General features: G+C 71.9%; 17 protein-coding genes and 1 tRNA gene. 7 read left to right on the top strand and 11 right to left on the bottom strand.

What is annotated here, in order from left to right; translation table 11 throughout:
• Positions 1–176: 176 nt before the first annotated feature.
• Complete coding sequence (locus ACIOFR_RS31040; RefSeq protein WP_401002561.1) at positions 177–989, bottom strand: DUF5324 family protein; 813 nt, start codon at positions 987–989, stop codon at positions 177–179.
• A gap of 156 nt (positions 990–1145) precedes the next feature.
• Here ACIOFR_RS31040 and ACIOFR_RS31035 point away from each other — a divergent pair, with 156 nt between their 5' ends.
• Both ACIOFR_RS31035 and ACIOFR_RS31030 read left to right on the top strand, forming a co-directional pair.
• Positions 1146–1670 carry a peptidylprolyl isomerase gene (locus tag ACIOFR_RS31035; protein WP_401002560.1) on the top strand — a complete coding sequence of 175 codons (525 nt, stop codon included), beginning with the start codon at positions 1146–1148 and terminating at the stop codon, positions 1668–1670.
• Between the two features lie 82 nt (positions 1671–1752).
• Positions 1753–2640: a rhomboid family intramembrane serine protease gene (locus ACIOFR_RS31030; RefSeq protein ID WP_401002559.1), complete on the top strand. Its 888-nt coding sequence runs from the start codon at positions 1753–1755 to the stop codon at positions 2638–2640.
• A gap of 307 nt (positions 2641–2947) precedes the next feature.
• Here the strand turns inward: ACIOFR_RS31030 and crgA are convergent, their stop codons facing one another.
• Positions 2948–3199 carry a cell division protein CrgA gene (gene crgA, locus ACIOFR_RS31025; RefSeq protein WP_401002558.1) on the bottom strand — a complete coding sequence of 84 codons (252 nt, stop codon included), beginning with the start codon at positions 3197–3199 and terminating at the stop codon, positions 2948–2950.
• A 206-nt stretch (positions 3200–3405) separates the two neighbouring features.
• On the opposite strand from crgA, the gene ACIOFR_RS31020 reads away from it, so the two are divergent.
• From ACIOFR_RS31020 to ACIOFR_RS31005, 4 genes are all read left to right on the top strand, one after another.
• Positions 3406–4173 carry a DUF881 domain-containing protein gene (locus ACIOFR_RS31020; RefSeq protein WP_401002557.1) on the top strand — a complete coding sequence of 256 codons (768 nt, stop codon included), beginning with the start codon at positions 3406–3408 and terminating at the stop codon, positions 4171–4173.
• Positions 4174–4310: 137 nt separating this feature from the next.
• The gene (locus ACIOFR_RS31015; protein WP_401002556.1) at positions 4311–4481 is read left to right on the top strand and encodes a hypothetical protein; all 171 of its coding nucleotides are present in this window, start codon (positions 4311–4313) and stop codon (positions 4479–4481) included.
• A 54-nt stretch (positions 4482–4535) separates the two neighbouring features.
• Positions 4536–5195, top strand: a complete 660-nt coding sequence (locus ACIOFR_RS31010) for an aminodeoxychorismate/anthranilate synthase component II (protein WP_401002555.1) — start codon at positions 4536–4538, stop codon at positions 5193–5195.
• Positions 5196–5199: 4 nt separating this feature from the next.
• Complete coding sequence (locus ACIOFR_RS31005; protein ID WP_401002554.1) at positions 5200–6243, top strand: class E sortase; 1044 nt, start codon at positions 5200–5202, stop codon at positions 6241–6243.
• On the opposite strand, the gene ACIOFR_RS31000 is transcribed toward ACIOFR_RS31005, so the two are convergent.
• From ACIOFR_RS31000 to ACIOFR_RS30970, 7 genes are all read right to left on the bottom strand, one after another.
• Positions 6240–7289 carry a GlxA family transcriptional regulator gene (locus ACIOFR_RS31000; RefSeq protein ID WP_401002553.1) on the bottom strand — a complete coding sequence of 350 codons (1050 nt, stop codon included), beginning with the start codon at positions 7287–7289 and terminating at the stop codon, positions 6240–6242. The two genes, ACIOFR_RS31005 and ACIOFR_RS31000, sit on opposite strands and share 4 nt — an antisense overlap.
• A gap of 192 nt (positions 7290–7481) precedes the next feature.
• Positions 7482–9539 carry a Stk1 family PASTA domain-containing Ser/Thr kinase gene (pknB, locus tag ACIOFR_RS30995; RefSeq protein WP_401002552.1) on the bottom strand — a complete coding sequence of 686 codons (2058 nt, stop codon included), beginning with the start codon at positions 9537–9539 and terminating at the stop codon, positions 7482–7484.
• A 294-nt stretch (positions 9540–9833) separates the two neighbouring features.
• The gene (locus ACIOFR_RS30990) at positions 9834–11294 is read right to left on the bottom strand and encodes a peptidoglycan D,D-transpeptidase FtsI family protein (RefSeq protein ID WP_401002551.1); all 1461 of its coding nucleotides are present in this window, start codon (positions 11292–11294) and stop codon (positions 9834–9836) included.
• A 97-nt stretch (positions 11295–11391) separates the two neighbouring features.
• The gene (locus ACIOFR_RS30985; protein ID WP_401002550.1) at positions 11392–12837 is read right to left on the bottom strand and encodes an FtsW/RodA/SpoVE family cell cycle protein; all 1446 of its coding nucleotides are present in this window, start codon (positions 12835–12837) and stop codon (positions 11392–11394) included.
• 43 nt (positions 12838–12880) lie between these two features.
• The gene (locus ACIOFR_RS30980) at positions 12881–14389 is read right to left on the bottom strand and encodes a PP2C family protein-serine/threonine phosphatase (RefSeq protein ID WP_401002549.1); all 1509 of its coding nucleotides are present in this window, start codon (positions 14387–14389) and stop codon (positions 12881–12883) included.
• 51 nt (positions 14390–14440) lie between these two features.
• Positions 14441–14953, bottom strand: coding sequence for an FHA domain-containing protein (locus ACIOFR_RS30975; protein ID WP_371498331.1), 513 nt, complete (start codon positions 14951–14953; stop codon positions 14441–14443).
• 12 nt (positions 14954–14965) lie between these two features.
• Entirely contained in the window at positions 14966–15832 is an 867-nt protein-coding gene (locus tag ACIOFR_RS30970; protein ID WP_401002548.1) for an FhaA domain-containing protein, read from the bottom strand.
• A 404-nt stretch (positions 15833–16236) separates the two neighbouring features.
• Here ACIOFR_RS30970 and ACIOFR_RS30965 point away from each other — a divergent pair.
• Positions 16237–16323 (top strand) — tRNA-Leu (locus ACIOFR_RS30965).
• Positions 16324–16467: 144 nt separating this feature from the next.
• Here ACIOFR_RS30965 and ACIOFR_RS30960 read toward each other — a convergent pair.
• Together ACIOFR_RS30960 and ACIOFR_RS30955 are read right to left on the bottom strand one after the other, a co-directional pair.
• Positions 16468–17607, bottom strand: a complete 1140-nt coding sequence (locus tag ACIOFR_RS30960; protein WP_401002547.1) for a sensor histidine kinase — start codon at positions 17605–17607, stop codon at positions 16468–16470.
• Positions 17607–18275 carry a response regulator gene (locus ACIOFR_RS30955; RefSeq protein WP_401002546.1) on the bottom strand — a complete coding sequence of 223 codons (669 nt, stop codon included), beginning with the start codon at positions 18273–18275 and terminating at the stop codon, positions 17607–17609. Before ACIOFR_RS30955 ends, ACIOFR_RS30960 begins: the two co-directional genes overlap by 1 nt.
• Between the last annotated feature and the right edge of the window lie 283 nt (positions 18276–18558).

Below are 18558 nucleotides of genomic sequence, written 5' to 3'. Positions count from 1 at the left end.
GTGACGGCGCGGCCCCCCCGGGGGGGTCTTTCGCTTTGTGGTTGGCGGGGTGGGTTTGCTGGCCTGTGGCTGGGTGTGCTACCCCCCCCCCCCCCCCCCGGGGGGGGGCCGGGCCCGGGCCCCCCGCCCCGCGCCCGTCTGCCGTTTCCGCGCGGTCGCCCGGTGGCGCCGGTCGCTCAGTGCGGCTTGCGCGGGTCGTGCGGCTTGGGGCGGTCGTCGCCCCGCCGGTGCTCCGCGGAGTCGGGGTGGGAGTCGGTGTTCTCGTCGGTGGCGGGCCGGGTGGAGCCGATCGGGGTGGAGCCGTTCACCACGGTGGCGTCCCCGGTGGTCGGGCCGGTGGCCGGCGAGGACGGCGCCGGGGGCTCGACCAGCCATTCGGGGTTGCTCTGCTTGCGGTACCACTGCCAGATCAGCACCCCGCTGCCGATCGCCACGGTGCCGGCGACCGCCAGGCCGGTGGCCCAGCCGTGCCGGTGCTGCCTCCTGACGTTCTTCGCGGCCAGGTCGCCGATCTCGGCCGCGGTCACGTTGCCGTGCAGGGCGGTCAGGGCGGCGGCGCCGCGGACCTGGGCCTCCTGGGCGAAGGGACCGACCGTGGCACGGGCGCTCCCGACCGCGCCGGTGACCTTGGGGACCACCGTGGTGCGCGCCTGCTCGGTCGTCCGGGCCGCCGAGTGCTTGGCGGCCAGTGCGGCCTCCTGGGCCCGGTGGACGGCCTTCAGGGTGGTCTGCTGGGCGTGCGGGGGCAACCCGGCGAACGCGTGCTCCAGCTGCGGGACGACGAGCTTGGTGTACTGGGTGCGGGCGGCGTGCGCGGCACCGGCGGCGCCGGCCCTGGCCCGGTCGCCGGCGGCGGCAGCCCTGGGGCCGAGCACCTGCTTGGCCTCGCCGGCGTAGTGCAGGGCGGTGTCCTTGGCGGTGACGGCGTAGGGCGCGAGGGCTTCCTTCGTCCGGTCGGCAGTCTCCCGCGCTGAGTCCAAACGGGTCACGAGCTTCTCCTCCTCGGTGGCGTCCTGTATGCACCTTTCCACCTGTTTGGAGATCATGCATGCCGTTCTGTGCCCGGGCACGCCGGGCTGAGCCGTCCGCGCGGGACCCGTGGGATGATTCCGCGGTCGATCACACCGGAGAGAGAGGGCATTTCCGTGGCCCAGGACCTGACCGCCACCCTGAAGACCAACCGCGGCGACATCGTGGTGAAGCTCTTCCCGAACCACGCCCCCAAGACGGTGGCGAACTTCGTCGAGCTGGCCGAGGGAACGCGCGAGTGGGTGGACCCCCGGACCGGTCTGAAGTCGAACGCGCCGCTGTACGACGGCACCGTGTTCCACCGGGTGATCGGCGACTTCATGATCCAGGGCGGTGACCCGCTGGGCACCGGCACCGGCGGCCCGGGCTACCGGTTCGCCGACGAGTTCCACCCCGACCTCGCCTTCACCAAGCCCTTCCTGCTCGCCATGGCCAACTCCGGCCCGGGCACCAACGGCTCGCAGTTCTTCGTCACGGTCGCGCCGACCACCTGGCTGACCCGCAAGCACACCATCTTCGGCGAGGTCGTCGACCCGGCGAGCCGGGCCGTGGTCGAGCAGATCTCGAAGTCCCCGACCCGTGGGGGCGACCGCCCGCTGGAGGACGTGGTGATCGAGTCCGTGGTCATCACCCGCGGCTGACGCCGCACGGCGTAGCCTGGACGGTCCCGGCGCCCCCTGTCCGCGGTGTGGGCGGCCGGGATCCGTCTTGAGGAGGTAGCGGATGCTTCCCGGCTCGTCGAACGGCCCCGGGCCCGGGACCGGCGGTGACGCACCGGTCTGCTACCGGCATCCCGACCGGGAGACCGGGGTGTCCTGTGCCCGTTGTGGGCGGCCGGTCTGCCCGGACTGCATGACCGGGGCGGCCGTGGGCTTCCAGTGCCCGGAGTGCGTCGGGGGCGGAGCGGCCCGTCCGGCCCGTCCGGCGTCCTCGCGGCTGACCGCCCACCCGATGGTGGCCGGCGCGCCGGTGACGGTCGTGCTGGCCGGGCTGAACGTGCTGGTGTTCCTGTTCACCCAGTACCTGGCACCGTCCTGGCAGATGCGGCTGGGACTGTACAGCTACGTGCCGGCGCCGGGGCTGTCGGTCGGCGTCGCGGCCGGGCCCTCCGAGTGGTACCGGCTGCTGACCTCGATGTTCGTGCACGCGGGCTTCCTGCACGTGGCGACCAACCTGGTGAGCCTGCTGGTGCTCGGGCCGCCGCTGGAGCGGGTGCTGGGCCGGGGCCGGTTCCTGGCGCTGTACCTGGTGTCGGGGCTGGCCGGGAACGCGCTGGCCTTCCTGGTCGCCGGCGGCGCGCTCTACTCGGTGGGCGCCTCGGGGGCGATCTTCGGCCTGCTGGGCGCCACCGCGGTGCTGGTCCGCTTCAACCGGGCGCCGCTCGGGCCGGTGATGGCGCTCCTGGTGTTCAACCTGGTGGTGACGTTCTCGATCAGCTGGATCGACTGGCGGGCGCACGTCGGAGGACTGGTGGCCGGCGCCGTCATGGCGGCGGGGATGGTGTACGCCCCGCGGGCGCACCGCGGGGTGGTGCAGGTGTTGACGGCGGCCGTCGTGCTGGCCGTGGTGGTAGGGGCGGTCGTGGTGGGGACGGCACGTCTCGGCGGCTAGGCCCCGCCCGGCAGGATCGACCGGACGGGACCTGGTTGTCCACAGCGGGCGTGCGGTTGTGCACAGTGGGTGTGCGCGCCGGGTGCCGCAAGGTGGGTCTACGCGCGTCCAACTGGTCGTTGTCACATCCGGGCGGGAGTCGGGCGGCAATTCCCCGGTCCGAGTTATCCACAGGCTGGATCGACTTTTCCCCAGTGTGGATAACTGTGTGGATAAACATATGGTCGAGACCATTGGCGGCATGCCGAAACACCGCCCCGGGGTCACGCCGAGGCGGTGCAGGGAGGAACGGGAGAGCGGCCGGGGCCTACTTCCACTGGGTCGAGACGCCGAAGCCCGCCGCGATGAAGCCGAAACCGGCCAGAATGTTCCAGTTGCCCCAGCTCGCCACCGGCCAGCTGCCGCTGGTCACGTAGTACGTGACGATCCAGACCAGGCCGATGAGGAAGAACGCCAGCATGAGCGGGGCGACCCAGCTCCGGCCGGAGCTGATCTTCACCGCCGTCGCGGTGGACGGCGGGGTGTAGTCGTCCTTCTTGCGGACTCGAGACTTCGGCACGAGGGACTCTCCTGTCGATGCGCTGTGACCGCGCGGGGTGCAGCGGGAAAGCGGGCGGCTGTGGGGACCGGATCCGTACGGCAGACCGTCTGCCGGCACGTACCTCGGGGCGTACCCCCGCTGTCGTGCCGGGAGCAGCACTCCGCACATGCCACCGGCGTCCGTTAGCGTAGTGGCTCGCCGGGTGTTAAGGAGATAAGGGTACGGTGCCGAATTCCACGATTCCCCCTGAGTCCGGCCCCGCGCGCACCAACGGGACCCGAATTGTCGGACGTGCCCTGACCTGCGCCGTCTTCGCGCTCGCCGGACTGCTCTTCTACATCAGTGCGCAGACCGCCCAGGGCACCGATCTGCGCACCGACAACTCGCTGCTCAAGCTGAGCGACGTGATACGGGAGCGCAGCGCGCAGAACCAGCAGTTGCAGGCCCAGGTCGGTGACCTCCAGGACCGTACCGACACGCTGGCCCAGCAGCAGGGCAGCCCCGCCGACACCGACCGGCTGGACGCCCTCCAGCGGGTCGCCGGGCTGGAGGCGCTGCGCGGTCCGGGGTTGACGGTCACCCTGAACGACGCGCCGCCGAACGCGACCGCGCGGATCCCGAACGTGCCGGAGCCGGACGTCAACGACCTGGTCATCCACCAGCAGGACATCCAGGCGGTGGTCAACGCCCTGTGGCGGGGCGGCGCCGAGGGCATCCAGGTGATGGACCAGCGGCTGATCTCCACCAGCGCCGTCCGCTGTGTCGGCAACACCCTGCTGCTGCAGGGGCGGGTCTACTCCCCGCCGTACGTGATCAAGGCGGTCGGGAAGACCGAGGCGCTGCGCTCGGCGCTGGACGGCGACCCGGCGATCAAGCGGTACCTGCAGTACGTGGTGGCGTACGGGCTGGGCTGGAAGGTCCAGGAGGCCTCCGACCTGACCCTGCCCGGTTACACCGGCTCGGCGGACCTGCGCTCGGCCGAGGGCCAGTAGCGGGCCGGCGCGCCGGCCGGCGGGAGCCGGCCGGGAACCGTACGGTGGCCGCCCGTTGTCCACCAGGGTGATGTGCGCGATACGGACCCGGGCGGCGGTCTACTCTGGATCCCGACCTGAACCTCGCGAGGAGCACCATGTACGGCTGGATCTGGCGGCACCTGCCGGGCAACACCCTGATCCGGGCGGCCATCGCGCTGCTGCTCGTCCTCGGGATCGTCTACGTCCTGTTCCAGTACGTGTTCCCGTGGGCCGAACCGCTGCTGCCCTTCGGTAACGTCACCGTGGACGAGGGCGGTACCGGCTGACGCCGGGCCAGACCGCCTCCCCCGCCTGCCCGACTCTGCACCAGGAGTAGCGCGATGACCTCCGGCCGCCCGCCCCGGATCCTCGTGGTCGACAACTACGACAGCTTCGTCTTCAACCTCGTCCAGTACCTCTACCAGCTGGGCGCCACCTGCGAGGTGGTCCGCAACGACGAGGTGACGGTCGATCACGCGGTGCTCCGCGACGGCGACCTGGGCTTCGACGGGGTGCTGCTGTCCCCCGGTCCCGGGACGCCGGAGGAGGCCGGGGTCTGCGTCGAGATGGTGCACCGCTGCGCGTCGATCGGGCTGCCGCTCTTCGGGGTGTGCCTGGGGCTGCAGTCGATCGCGGTGGCGTACGGCGCGGTCGTCGACCGGGCTCCGGAGCTGCTGCACGGCAAGACGTCGGCGGTCACCCACGAGGACGGCGGGGTGTTCGAGGGGCTGCCCTCGCCGCTGACCGCCACCCGGTACCACTCGCTGGCGGTCGAGCCGGCGACGGTGCCGGACACCCTGGTGGTCACCGCGCGGACCGAGAGCGGCGTGATCATGGGCCTGCGCCACCGCGACCTGCTGGTCGAGGGCGTGCAGTTCCACCCGGAGTCGGTGCTGACCGAAGGGGGCCACCGGATGCTGGCGAACTGGCTGGCGGAGTGCGGGTTCGCCGAGGCGGTGGGCCGTTCGGCGGGGCTCGCGCCGGTGATCGGACGGGGCTGAGCGAGTGACGGCGGTGCGCCCGGAGGGCAACACCCAGCGGCCCGGCGACGGCGGCGGCGAGGCGCCGGGGCCGGGGGAGTGGGGCGTGTACGAGCAGGCCGGCGCGCCCGGCACGGCCGACCCGTTCGACGGGCTGCCGGCGAGCGAGCGGACCATGAACCTGCGGGTGGTCCCGGCGGCCGGCGGCGCCTTCGGCCCGGCCGCGGAGCCGGGTGCGGAACCGGGTGCGGAGCCGGGTGCGGACGCGCCGGGCGGGCGCTCCGCCCGACGGGCCGAGGGACGGACGGCACTGCGCTCGGGGACCGGGCGGCGCCGGGCGTCGGGCCCGCGGCGGGGCCCGCGCCAGCGGCCCAAGGAGTCCAAGCTGGTGGTGGCCGCCCGGATGGTAGGCGAGCTGTTCATCACGCTCGGCCTGGTGATGCTGCTCTTCGTCTCGTACCAGCTGTGGTGGACCAACGTGCAGGCCGACGCGGCCGCCGACGGCACCCGCAACCAGCTCGAACAGCAGTGGGCGCAGCCCCAGCAGGCACCCGCGCCGGGCGCCGAGGCGCCGAAGGAGCCGGGGAAGTTCGAGCCGGGCCAGGGCTTCGCGATCGTCTACATCCCCAAGCTCGGCCTCAAGTACCCGATCGCCGAGGGCACCGGCAAGCAGCAGGTGCTCGACAAGGGTCTGGTCGGGCACTACACCGGTACCGCGATGCCGGCCGACAAGGCCGGGAACTTCGCGATCGCCGCACACCGCACCACGCACGGCCAGCCGTTCCGCAAGATCGGTGAGCTGAAGCCCGGTGACAAGATCGTGGTGGAGACCTCGACCACGTTCTACACCTACGAGGTGGCCGGTGGGATCCCGGAGACGCCGCCGAACAACGTGACGGTGATCCAGCCGATCCCGAAGGGATCCCCGTTCACCCAGGCGGGCCGGTACATCACGTTGACCACCTGCACCCCCGAGTTCAGTGCCCGGGGCCGGCTGATCGTCTTCGGCAAGCTGGCCGGGGAGCAGCCGAGGACGCAGGGACAGCCGGCGGCCCTGACCGGAAACTAGGCCGCGGCGCTCGCGGCGCTCGCGGTGCCGGTGGTGCTCGTGGTGCTCGTGGTGCTCGCGGTGCTTGCGGCGGCCGGTGCGGGCTGCGGCCGGGTGGCGCCGCGGAAGGTCCGCCGGTAGGCGGCGGGGGAGACACCGAGCGCGGCGGCCAGGTGCTGGCGCAGCGAGGCGGCGCTGCCGAAGCCGGAGCGTTCGGCGACCTGGTCGACGGGCAGGTCGCTGCCCTCCAGCAGGCCGCGGGCGAGGCCCAGACGCTGGGCGGTCAGCCACTGGCCGGGGGTCTGCCCGGTCTCGGCGAGGAAGCGCCGGCTGAAGGTCCGTACGCTCATGCCGGCCCGGGCCGCCAGTTCGGCGAGCTGGAGCGGCCGGTGGAGCTCGCGCAGGGCCCAGTCGCGGGCGGCGGCGGTGTCGGAGCCGTTGGGCAGCGGCACCGGGCGTTCGACGAACTGGGCCTGTCCGCCCTCGCGCCAGGCGGGTACCACGCACCTGCGGGCGGCGCCGTTGGCGATCTCGCTGCCGTGGTCGCGGCGGACGATGTGCAGGCAGAGGTCCAGCCCGGCGGCCGCGCCGGCGGAGGTCAGCACGTCGCCGTCGTCGGTGAAGAGCACGTCGGGGTCGAACAGGGTGGCGGGGAAGAGCTCGCGGTAGCGGGTGGTGTGGTGCCAGTGCGTGGTCGACGGGCGGCCGTTCAGCAGGCCGGCCGCGGCCAGGACGAACGAGCCGGTGCAGATCGACACCAGTCGGGTGCCGGGGCGGATCCGGGTCAGCGCCTCGGCGAGGGCGGGCGGCAGTCGGCCGTTGAGCAGGCCGGGGTCGTGGCTGGGGGCGATCACGATGGTGTCGGCGGTCTCCAGCGCGCTCACATCGTGCTCGACGGCGATCGCGAAGTCCGCGCTGGAGGGCACCGGGCGCCCGTCCAGGCCGCAGGTGATGACCCGGTAGAGCGGGTGACCGTCGGCGTCGTGGGCCAGGCCGAAGACCTTGGCGGGGATGCCGAGCTCGAAGGGGATGACGCCGGGGAGGGCGAGGACGACGACCTGGTGCATGGCCAGATCCTCTCATTTGGTGTCCATCCGGCCACTCGTTCCAGCCGGCGTCCTCCCGGTCGCGGACCGACCGCGGCGCCGACCGCGGGACCGACCGCGGCGCCGGCCGGCGGCGTCAGCGAGTCTGACGCCGCCGGGAATGCCCGAGGGGGCCGTGCGGATCGCACGGCCCCCTCGGTGGTGCTGCGGGTGTCAGTTGCCGCCCGGGGTGGTCGGGCCGCCCCTGTCGGGGGCCTTGGTGAAGAGGGTCACCGAGTCGCCCGGGTTCATCTGGGTGCCGGCGCCGGGCATGGTGTTCGTCACGGTCCCGTTCGGGTCCTGGGAGCCCACCAGGGAGAAGCGCAGGCCGAGCGCGTCGAGCTGCTTGATCGCGTCCTTGACGGTGACGTTCTGGAGCGGCGGCACGGTGACCTTGTCGGCCATCTTGCCGACGGTGATGGTGACCGTGCTGTCCTTCTTGGCCGAGGTGTTCTTGGGGGTCTGGTCGACGACCACACCGACCTTGGCGGCGTCGGTCACGGTCTGGTTCTTCACCGCGACCTTGAAGCCGGCGTCGGTGAGCTGCTGGCTGGCCGCGTCCTGCTGCTGGTTGATCACCGACGGGACGGGGATCTTGCCCTGGCCCTGGGAGACCGTCAGGGTGACGGTGGCCCCGGCGGCGGCCTTTCCGGCGGCCGGGTTCTGCGAGATGACGCTGTCCTGCTGGACGCTGTCGTCGGTCTTGTAGACCGGGTTGGCGACGACGAAGCCGGCCTTCTGCAGGGCGTTGGTGGCATCGGCGAGGCTCTTGCCGGTGACGTCGGGCAGGTCGACCGAGGCCGGGCCGGACGAGAGCTGGACCTTGATCACCGTGCTGGCGTCGATCTGGGTACCGGCGGCCGGGGACTGGGTGCAGACCTGGTCCTTCTGGATCTTGGTGTCCGGGCAGGCGACCGGGTCGCCGGCCTGCACGGTCAGCGTGGCGCTCTGTGCCTTGGCCGCGTTCTGGGCCTCGGCGAGGGTCTTGCCGACCAGGGTCGGCGAGGTGGTCTTGCCGCCCCCGTGGTCGCCGGTCTTGACCATGGCCTGGACCACGAAGAAGGCACCGACCAAGACCAGGACCGCCGCGACGGCCAGGATGATCCAGGAGGTGTTGTTCTTCTTCGGCGGCTCCTCGCGACGGCGCCCGCCGCCCCCGTAGCCGTCGTCGTAGCCGCCACCGCCGCCCGGACCGTAGGTGTCCTCCTGCGGCGGGTAGCCGTAGCCGCCCTGGCCGTTGCCGACCTGCGGGAGCATGGTGGTGGGGCCGGCCGCGCCCTGCTGCGGGAGCAGGTTGGTCTGGCCGTACGGGTCGTACTGGCCGCCGTTCTGGTCGTAGCCGTAGCCCTGGGCGCCCATGCCGTAGGCGGCCTGCTGGGCGGCGGCGACCGGTAGGCCGTCGAGGAAGCGCTCGATGTCGTCGCGCATCTCGTCGGCGCTCTGGTAGCGGTAGTCCCGCTCCTTGGCGAGGGCCTTCAGCACGATCGCGTCGATCTCGGGGCGGACCTCGGGGTCGTACGCGGACGGCGGCTGGGCCTCCTCGCGGACGTGCTGGTAGGCGACCGCGACCGGGGAGTCGCCGACGAACGGCGGCCGCACGGTGAGCAGCTCGTAGAGCAGGCAGCCGGTCGAGTAGAGGTCGGAGCGGGCGTCGACGGTCTCGCCCTTGGCCTGCTCGGGGGAGAGGTACTGGGCGGTGCCGATGACGGCGGAGGTCTGCGTCATCGTCATGCCGGCGTCGCCCATGGCCCGGGCGATGCCGAAGTCCATGACCTTGACGTTGCCCTGCCGGGTGAGCATCACGTTGGCGGGCTTGATGTCGCGGTGGACGATGCCGGCCCGGTGCGAGTACTCCAGTGCCTGGAGGATGCCGATGGTCATCTCCAGCGCGCGCTCGGGCAGCAGCCGCCGCCCGGAGTGCAGCAGCTCGCGCAGGGTGGAGCCCTCGACGTACTCCATCACGATGTACGGGATGGAGATGCCGTCGATGTAGTCCTCGCCGGTGTCGTACACGGCGACGATGGCGGGGTGGTTGAGCGAGGCCGCGGACTGTGCCTCGCGGCGGAAGCGGGCCTGGAAGGACGGGTCTCGGGCCATGTCGGCGCGGAGGGTCTTCACGGCGACCGTACGGCCGAGCCGGGTGTCATGGGCGAGGTAGACCTCGGCCATGCCGCCGCGTCCGAGGACGCCGCCGAGCTCGTACCTGCCGCCGAGGCGACGAGGCTCTTCCATAGTTCCGACCCTCTCCCCCACCGGTCGGTGAGGATGTGACGTAGGTGTCCCCGCACGCTCTGTTGGACGCTGCCGGGCCCGCGCTGGTTTCGCGGTCCCGGCACCCAGGGCCCGGGCCGTGGGTGTGCGGCGGGTAGACCCGCTGCTTGCGGATACGCTACCGGGCCGACCTCGGGGAGCCGGCGGAGCCCGCCACCTGAGACCAGACCGGTATCGTCCGGGACCGTCCCATTGTGACAATCTCCGAGTAAAAGCGGGCGGAGTCGGGCCGACCCGATCGGGCCGGCCGCGGTCCTACTTGCCGAGGGCGGCCTCCATCACGGCCTTGGCGATGGGCGCGGCGATGGCGCCGCCGCTGATCTCGTTGCGCTCGGTGGAGCCGTCCTCGACCACCACGGCGACCGCGACCTGCTTGCCGTCCGCGCCCTTGGCGTAGGACATGAACCAGGCGAACGGCAGGCCGCTGTTGTCCTGGCCGTGCTGCGCGGTGCCGGTCTTGCCACCGACCGTGGCGCCGTTGATCTTCGCCTTGGTGCCGGTGCCGTTCTGCACCACGCTCTCCATCAGCTGCTGGAGCTTCTGGGCGGTCTCCGGCTTCACCGCCTGGCTCATCTGGTGCTCGGTGTGGTTGGAGATCACGTCGAGGTTGGCCGAGCGCTCCTGGGCCACCAGGTAGGGCTGCATCAGGCTGCCGTTGTTGCAGATGGCCGCGGCGACCATGGCCATCTGCAGCGGGGTGGCCCGGGTGTCGTGCTGGCCGATGGCGTCCATCGCGGTGCCGTCGGGAGCGGAGTTCGCCGGGAAGACGCTGGTGACGGCGCGGATCGGGGTGTCGAGCTTGCCGTTGTTGAAGCCGAACTTCTCCGCCTGCGCCCGCAGCTTGTCCTTGCCGAGGTCGGCGCCCATCTTGCCGAAGACGGTGTTGCAGGACAGGTCCATGCCGTGCTTGACGGTGGCGTTCTCGCAGTCCTCCTTGTCGCTGGCGTTCTTCAGCTGGGTGGAGGTGCCGGGCAGGACGAACGGGTTCGGCGTCTGGGTCGTGTCGTCGACGTTCTGGTACAGCCCGTTCTCGAACGCGGCCGCGGCGGTGACCAGCTTGAAGGTGGAGCCGGGCGGGTAGGTCTCGCGCAGCGCCCGGTTCAGCATCGGCTTGTTGGGGTCGGCGTTGAGGTCCGTCCAGGCCTTCGAGTCCTCCTTGCCGCCGCCCGAGAAGGTGCTCGGGTCGTACGAGGGGGTGGAGACCAGGGCCAGGATCGCGCCGGTGCGCGGGTCGAGGGCGACCGCGGCGCCCTTGCGGTTGCCCAGGCCCTCGAAGGCGGCCTTCTGCGCCTTGGGGTCGATCGTGGTGACGACGTCGCCACCCTTCTTCTGCTCACCGGTGAGCATGTCGAGGGTGTTGCGGAAGAACAGCCGGGAGTCGGTGCCCGCCAGGACGCCGTCCTCCAGCTGTTCCAGCTGGCTGGTCCCGAAGGACTGCGAGGAGTAGCCGGTGACCGGGGCGTACATCGCGCCGTCCGTCCAGCTGCGCTTGTACTTGTAGCGCAGGCCGTTGACGAAGTCGGAGTTGGTGACCGGCTTGTCCCCGGCGATGATGTTGCCGCGCGGGTAGGCGTACCGGTCGTACTTGTTCCGGTCGTTGTGCACGTTGCTGGCCCAGGCCTCGGCCTGGACGCCCTGCACCCAGTTGACCCGGACCATCAGGGCCAGGATCAGCACCAGGCAGAAGATCGAGACCCGGCGGATCGGCTTGTTCACGGGACGGATCCCCTCCGGACGTCTTCGGTCAGTGGGCGTGGCTCGGCCGATGGTGGCACAGCCACGTGAGATTCAACCTCATGGATCACCACGGGTTTCAGGGCCGGGTCGGTTCCGGGCCGGGGGCCGGTTCGGTGGCCGGTTCGGCCGCGGGCCGGCGCGCGGTGTCGCTGATCTTCAGCAGGACGGCGATCAGCGCCCAGTTGGCGACCACCGAGGATCCGCCCTGGGCCAGGAACGGCATCGTCATGCCGGTCAGCGGGATCAGACCGGTGACACCGCCGGCGACCACGAAGACCTGCAGCGCGAACGCCGAGGACAGGCCGACCGCGAGCAGCTTGCCGAACGGGTCGCGGGCGGCCACGGCGGTGCGCAGGCCGCGCTGCACGATCAGCCCGTACAGCAGGAAGACCGCCATCATGCCGGTCAGCCCGAGCTCCTCGCCGAACGAGCCGAGGATGAAGTCGCTCTTGGCGGCGAACTGGATCAGCCAGGAGCGGCCCTGGCCGAGGCCGGTGCCGGTGACCCCGCCCGTCCCGAAGGACATCAGGGTCTGGCCGATCTGCTCGCTGGTGCCCTTGGGCGGCGGGTCCTGGAAGGCGGCCATCGGGTCGAGCCAGGAGTTGATGCGGGTCTTGACGTGCGGTTCGGCGGTGGCCACCACGGCCGCGCCGCCGACCGACATCACCAGACCGAAGACGATCCAGCTGGTCCGCTCGGTGGCGACGTAGAGCATCACCACGAACAGGCCGAAGAACAGGAACGAGGAGCCGAGGTCGGTCTCGAAGACGAGGATCAGGATCGACAGCAGCCAGACCACGATGATCGGTCCGAGGTCGCGTCCGCGCGGCAGGTACAGGCCCATGAAGCGCCGGCTGGCCAGTGCCAGGGCGTCCCGCTTGACCATCAAAAAGCCGGCGAAGAACACGGTCAGGATGATCTTGGCGAACTCGCCGGGCTGGATCGAGAAGCTGCCGATGTGGATCCAGATCTTGGCGCCGAAGTCCCCGGCCCGGGCCGGGAAGAACGCCGGCGCGGCCAGCAGGACCAGCGCCACCACCATCGAGATGTAGGTGTACCGCTGCAGGATCCGGTGGTCCTTGAGCAGCAGCATCACGCCGATGAACAGCGCGATCCCGAGCCCCGACCACATCAGCTGGTTGGCCGCCGCCGGGAAGTTGGACGCGAGCAGGCTGCCGGCCTTGTCCAGCCGCCAGATCATCACCAGGCCGAGGCCGTTCAGCAGCGTCGCCAGCGGCAGCAGCAGCGGGTCGGCGTACGGCGCGAACCGGCGCATCACCAGGTGGGCGACGAGCGCGAGGGCGCCCATGCCGAGGCCGTACTCCAGCATGCCCGCGGGCAGCCGCTTGTCGAGCGCGAGGCCGACGTTGGCGTAGGCGGCCATCGGCACCAGCACCGCGAAGGCCAGCATGACCAGCTCGGTGTTGCGCCGGTTGGGCGTGCCCTGCGGGGTGATGGTGGTGGTCCGCCGTCGGCCCGGTTCGGTACCGCTGTTGTTCCTGCTCAGGTCAAAGGTGCTCACGTGACGGCCGCTCCCCGACGGCTGATGGACCCCTGCGGGGTCACTACTGGGTCGGGCAGGAGGCGGCCAGGCGCTGCTCCTGCTCGGTGAGGGGCGCGGTACCCCCCGGAGTGGTCGTGTCGGTGGTGGTGGCTGGGTCGGTGGTGGTCGGGGGGACGGCCGGCTTGGCGCCGGCGGCGACCTTCTTGCAGACCGAGGCCTGCTCGCCGAGTCGCTTCACCTGGTCCTCGGCGTCGCCCAGGCTCTTGGCCTGGATCGTCTTGGAGACCTGGGTGCGCTGGTAGGTCGGCAGGAACTTGAGTTCGATGTCCCCGTACTTCTGGTGCACCGAGGAGAGGTCCAGGCCGGCCAGGTTCTGGTTGATGCCCTGGTAGACGGCGACGCTCTCGCCGTCGGCGCCCACGTAGTACTGGTTCTGCGTCCAGCGGTAGCCGAACCAGGCGCCCGCGCCCAGCAGGCCGAGGGTGGTGGCCACCGCGATGGAGATCTTCAGGCCGCGGCGCCGGCGGCGCGGCCGCCGCCGGCCCTCGTACACGGGCTGCTCGCCGTCCTCGTACGCGCCGTAGGGCTCGCCGTAGCCGCCCTCGGTCGCCTCGCCGTAGCCCTCGTCGCCGTACCCCTCGGCGGGGCCGAAACCCGGGGCCTGGCCGTCGTAGCCGCTGGCGGGGCCGAAGGCGCCCTGCGGCGGCTGCGGCCGGCCGAGGCCGGCGGCGCGGCCGGCCGGGGTGTTCAGCAGGTTCGGGTCGGTGGACTGGTGCGGCTGCGCCTCGGCGACCGCGCCGACCACCACCGGGAAGTCGGCCAGCTGGCCGCTGAGGGTGTCGGTGGCGCCGACGTCGATGACGTCCGCGACGATGCAGGTGATGTTGTCGGGGCCGCCGCCGCGCAGGGCCAGCTCGATCAGGGCCTGGACGGTCTGCTGCGGGGCGTAGAAGCTCCCGAGCGTCTCCTCCAGGGTCTGGTGGCTGACCGGGCCGGACAGGCCGTCCGAGCAGATCAGGTAGCGGTCGCCGGCCCGGACCTCGCGGATCGACAGGTCGGGCTCGACCTGGCCGCGGCCGTCCAGCGCGCGCATCAGCAGCGAGCGCTGGGGGTGGGTCTCGGCCTCCTCCGGGGTGATCCGGCCCTCGTCGACCAGCCGCTGCACCCAGGTGTGGTCCTGGGTGATCTGGCTGAGCGAGCCGTCCCGCAGCAGGTACGCGCGGGAGTCGCCGATGTGCACCAGGCCCATCCGCTGGCCGGTCCACAGCATCGCGGTGAGGGTGCAGCCCATGCCCTCCAGCTGCGGGTCCTCCTCGACCATCTGCCGGAGCCGGTCGTTGGCGGTCTGCACCGCGTCGTTCAGCAGGGTGAGCAGGTCGGCACCGGGCACGTCCTCGTCCAGCCGGACGATGGAGCCGAGGACCTCGGAGGAGGCGACCTCACCGGCTGCCGCACCGCCCATGCCGTCGGCCACGGCGAGGAGGCGGGGCCCGGCGTAGCCGGAGTCCTCGTTCCCCTCGCGGATCAAGCCCTTGTGGGACCCGGCGGCGAAGCGCAGCACGAGACTCATGCGGTCCCTACCCTCCTCTGGGTGGACGGGGTGCTGTCCCTCATGCGCTGACTACTTCCGCAGCTCGATGACGGTCCGGCCGATACGGATCGGCATCCCGGGCTGGAGCGGCTGCGGCGTGGTGAGCCGCTGCCGGTCCAGATAGGTGCCGTTGGTGGAGCCTAGATCCTCGACCGTCCACTGCCCAGTCTGATCGGGGTAGATCCTGGCATGCCGGGAGGACGCGTAGTCGTCGTCGAGCACGATGGTGGAGTCGTGCGCGCGGCCCAGGGTGATGGTCTGGCCCTGCAGGGCCACGGTGGTGCCGGCCAGCGAGCCCTGCACCACGACCAGGTGGGTGGGGGCGCCGCGGCGCTGGCGCGGTTGCGCCTGGGTGGCGGTCTGCTGGCTCTGCTGCGGCCTGTTCGGGGCACCCGCCGGGGCGGCGGCGGCCCGCCGCGCGGAGCGCGGATTGACCTTGGTGCCGAACAGATCGCTGCGGATGACCTGCACCGCGACGATGACGAACAGCCACAGCACGGCGAGGAAGCCAAGCCGCATGACCGTCAGGGTCAGATCTGACATAGGAGGCCCGCTCTACCCTTCGACCTGTCGGTAGACGATGGTGGTGGACCCCAGAACGATTCGGGAGCCGTCGCGGAGCGTAGCGCGCTGGGTGTGCTGTCCGTCCACCACGATGCCGTTGGTCGAGCCGAGGTCGAGCACCATCGCGGGTGTCCCGGGCCTGATCTCGGCGTGCTTGCGGGAGACCCCGGGGTCGTCGATCCGCACGTCGGCCTCGGTTGACCGGCCCAGGACCAGGGCGTTCCCGGTGATCTGGTGCCGGTTGCCGTTGACCTCGATCCAGCGGCGGGTGTTGGCGCCGCTGTGGCCCGCGCCGGGGAACGGGCGCACGTTGCCGCCGCCCGTCGGGGGCGGGGCCGAGGGCATGACCGGCGGTGCGGCCGGCGGTGCGGGCGCGCCGTAGGGGGCCGCGCCGGGCTGCTGCCAGGGCGCTCCGGGGGCCGGCGGGGTCGGCGGGCGGCCGTAGCCCTGCTGGCCCTGCGGCGGGGCCTGCTGCTGAGGCTCCTCGGCGGCCAGGGTGCGGCTGCGGACCCGGTACAGGCCGGTGTCCAGGTCGTCGGCCTTCTCAAGGGTCACCTGGAGCGGGCCCATGAAGCTGTAGCGCTGGGCCTCCGCGTACTCGCGCACCATGCCGGCCAGCTCCTTGCCGAGCTGTCCGGCGTACGGGCTGAGCCGCTCGTGGTCGTGCGGGCTGAGCTCGACGATGAAGTCGTTGGGCACGACGGTGCGCTCGCGGTTCCAGATGGTCGCATTGTTGTCGCACTCACGCTGGAGCGCGCCGGCGATCTCCACCGGCTGGACCTCGGACTTGAACACCTTGGCGAAGGTGCCGTTCACGAGACCCTCGAGCCGCTGCTCGAACTTCTTCAGGACTCCCACGGGGCACCCCCTTCCAGGGCGTCGGTTCGGCCGGGGGCCGCCGTGGAGGGCGTGCCGCATCGGGCCGGTGGCTGTTTTTCCGTACTGATCGTATCCACGCCGGGCCCGTCCGTACGGTTCCCCCGGCATGTGGTGCCCCTGGGTGAGCCCCGGCACACACCCGCGTCGGCGGTGCCGGCAAGCGAGGGCTACCCCTTCCGGGGGCTGCCAACCCTTCGACCACTCGTTCGTCGGTGCCCGTCCGGACGGCCGCGGGAAAGGGATTTCGGGCTACCCCGCAGGCCGTGCTAATGTTTTCCACGTCGGAAGGGGCGCCCCGAAAGGGAGCCGGGCCGGAAGGCCGGGAAGGACCGAGAGGTTCGGAACGGATCGGAAGACCGGGTAGCATCTACGACAACACCCATGCGCGGGTGGCGGAATAGGCAGACGCGCTGGATTCAGGTTCCAGTGCCCGAAAGGGCGTGGGGGTTCAACTCCCCCCTCGCGCACCACTGAGGCCGGTCGGATTAAATCCGACCGGCCTCTTTGTTTTGTCCGGACGGGTTCTGTCCGGACGGCCGGTTCGGGCTCGGCGCGGGCTCCGCGCGGGCTCGGTGCGGGCTCGGTGCGGGCCGTACCGACCGTCCGGACCCGGGCTACTCGGCGGGGAGTTCGGCCCGGACGGTGAAGCCGCCGTCCGGCGCCGGATCGGCGCTCAGGGTGCCGCCGAGCAGCTGGGCGCGTTCGCGCAGGCCGACCAGGCCGTGGCCGCCGCCGGGCAGGTGGTCGGGCAGGGCGCTGCCGGCGCCGAGCGGGGGCGGGCCGTTGTGCACCTCGACCAGCAGCCGGGCGCCGCGGGCGTCGAGGCTGACGCTCACGTCGGCGCCGGGGGCGTGCTTGCGGATGTTGGTGAGCGCCTCCTGGACCGTCCGGTACGCGGCCCGCTCCACCGCCTCCGGCCAGGCCCGGGAGCCCGGGGCGAGCGCGGCGGTGACCGGCAGCCCGCTGCCCTCGATCAGGCGCGGCAGGTCGGCCAGCCGGGGCTGCGGGGCGAGCGGCTCGTCCCGCCGGACGCTCGCGGCGCGGAGCACGCCGACCATCTGACGCAGCTCCTCCAGGGTGCGCACGGACAGCTCGCGGATGGTGCGGGCGGTCTCCTTGGCGACCGGGTCGGCGGTGGAGACCTGGAGCGCCCCGGCCTGGATGGAGATCAGGCTGACCTGGTGGGAGACCACGTCGTGCATCTCGCGGGCGAGCCGGGCGCGCTCGGAGCCGAGCACCCGCTCGGCCAGCAGCCGGCTCTCCCGCTGCTGTCCCTCGGTCAACTGGACGATGCGATCGGCGAGTTCGCGCCGGGTGCGGGCGAGCAGGCCGAGGGCGGCGGGGCCGGCGGCGAGCATCGCGCTCTCGATGGCGTTCAGCGCGGTGTCCCGGCCCAGCTCGAACATCTCGTGGACGATCGGCCAGTGGAAGTACTCGACCAGGGCGAACAGGGTGGCCCAGAAGGCGGTGACCCGGACGTTCGCGCGGTGGGCGGCGACCGAGTAGAGCGCCGTCATCGGGGCGATCCAGATGTACTCGAAGTAGGCGCCGGGCAGGGTGAGCACCAGGGTCAGCACCGGGAAGCGCAGGCGCAGCAGCAGGGCGAGCACGGCGATCGCCGAGAGCACCACCTCCCACCAGGTGCTGCCCTTGCCGACCAGGAAGGCGTCGACGGCGGCCGGCACCACCGGTACCAGCAGGGCGGCCCGCCGGCCGGTGGCCCAGGCGGGCAGCGATCTGCCTGCGCCGGCCATCAGCCGGGCTGCCCGGGCGTGCGGACCAGCCCGGCCCGGTGGGCGATCACGGCGGCCTGGACGCGGTTGGCCGCGCCGAGCTTGCCGAGGATGGCGCTGATGTGGTCCTTCACGGTGCCGGTGCCGAGGAACAGCCGGTCGGCGATCTCGGCGTTGGACAGGCCCTCACCGAGCAGCGCGAGGACGTCGAGCTCGCGGCCGGTGAGCTGGCGGGCCAGGCCGGCCGCCTCGGTGTCGGGGGCGCCGCCCTCGACGTAACCGTTGATCACGCTCTGGGTGACGGTGGGGGAGAGCACGCTGCCGCCGGCGGCCAGCACCCGGACGGCGTGCACCAGCTGGTCGGGGGCGGTGTCCTTGAGCAGGAAGCCGGCCGCTCCGGTGCGCAGCGCGGTGCCGATGTACTCGTCGGTGTCGAAGGTGGTGAGCATGGCGACGGCCGGCGGGTCGGGCAGGGCGCGCAGCCGGCGCAGCACGGTGATGCCGTCCAGGTCGGGCATCCGGATGTCGAGCAGGACGACCTGCGGGGCGAGCGCGGTGACCTGGTCCTCGGCCTGGCCGCCGGAGCAGCTGCCGACCACCTCCAGGTCGGGGGCCGAGCCGACGATCAGTCCGAGACCGGAGCGGACCAGCACCTCGTCGTCCACGATCAGGACGCGGATGGTCGACATGGTCGCTCCTCTTCTCGGTGGGCTGCGGGGGTCGCAGGCTGCTTCGAGGGTATTCGAGCGTAGACGCAGGCCGTGGCCGGTGGCCCGGTAGGCGGTCGGATGGTACCCCCGCCGATCGGCGGGGGTCGGAATCCGCTACCGGATTCACGTAATTCTCATCCGGGGTGGGCCACGATGGAAAGCGATGGGCCCCTGTCGTGGGCCGATGGGCGCCCCGGCCGAATCGGGCCCTGGCCGAGCCCCCCTGCGGGTGTCGTGCGGATGCGTGCCCCTGTCCGATCGC

Origin of the sequence: Kitasatospora sp. NPDC088346 (genome assembly GCF_044740765.1) — a bacterium.
In the GTDB taxonomy this organism is placed as follows: domain Bacteria; phylum Actinomycetota; class Actinomycetes; order Streptomycetales; family Streptomycetaceae; genus Kitasatospora.
This window is presented reverse-complemented; position numbering and strand designations above follow the sequence as displayed.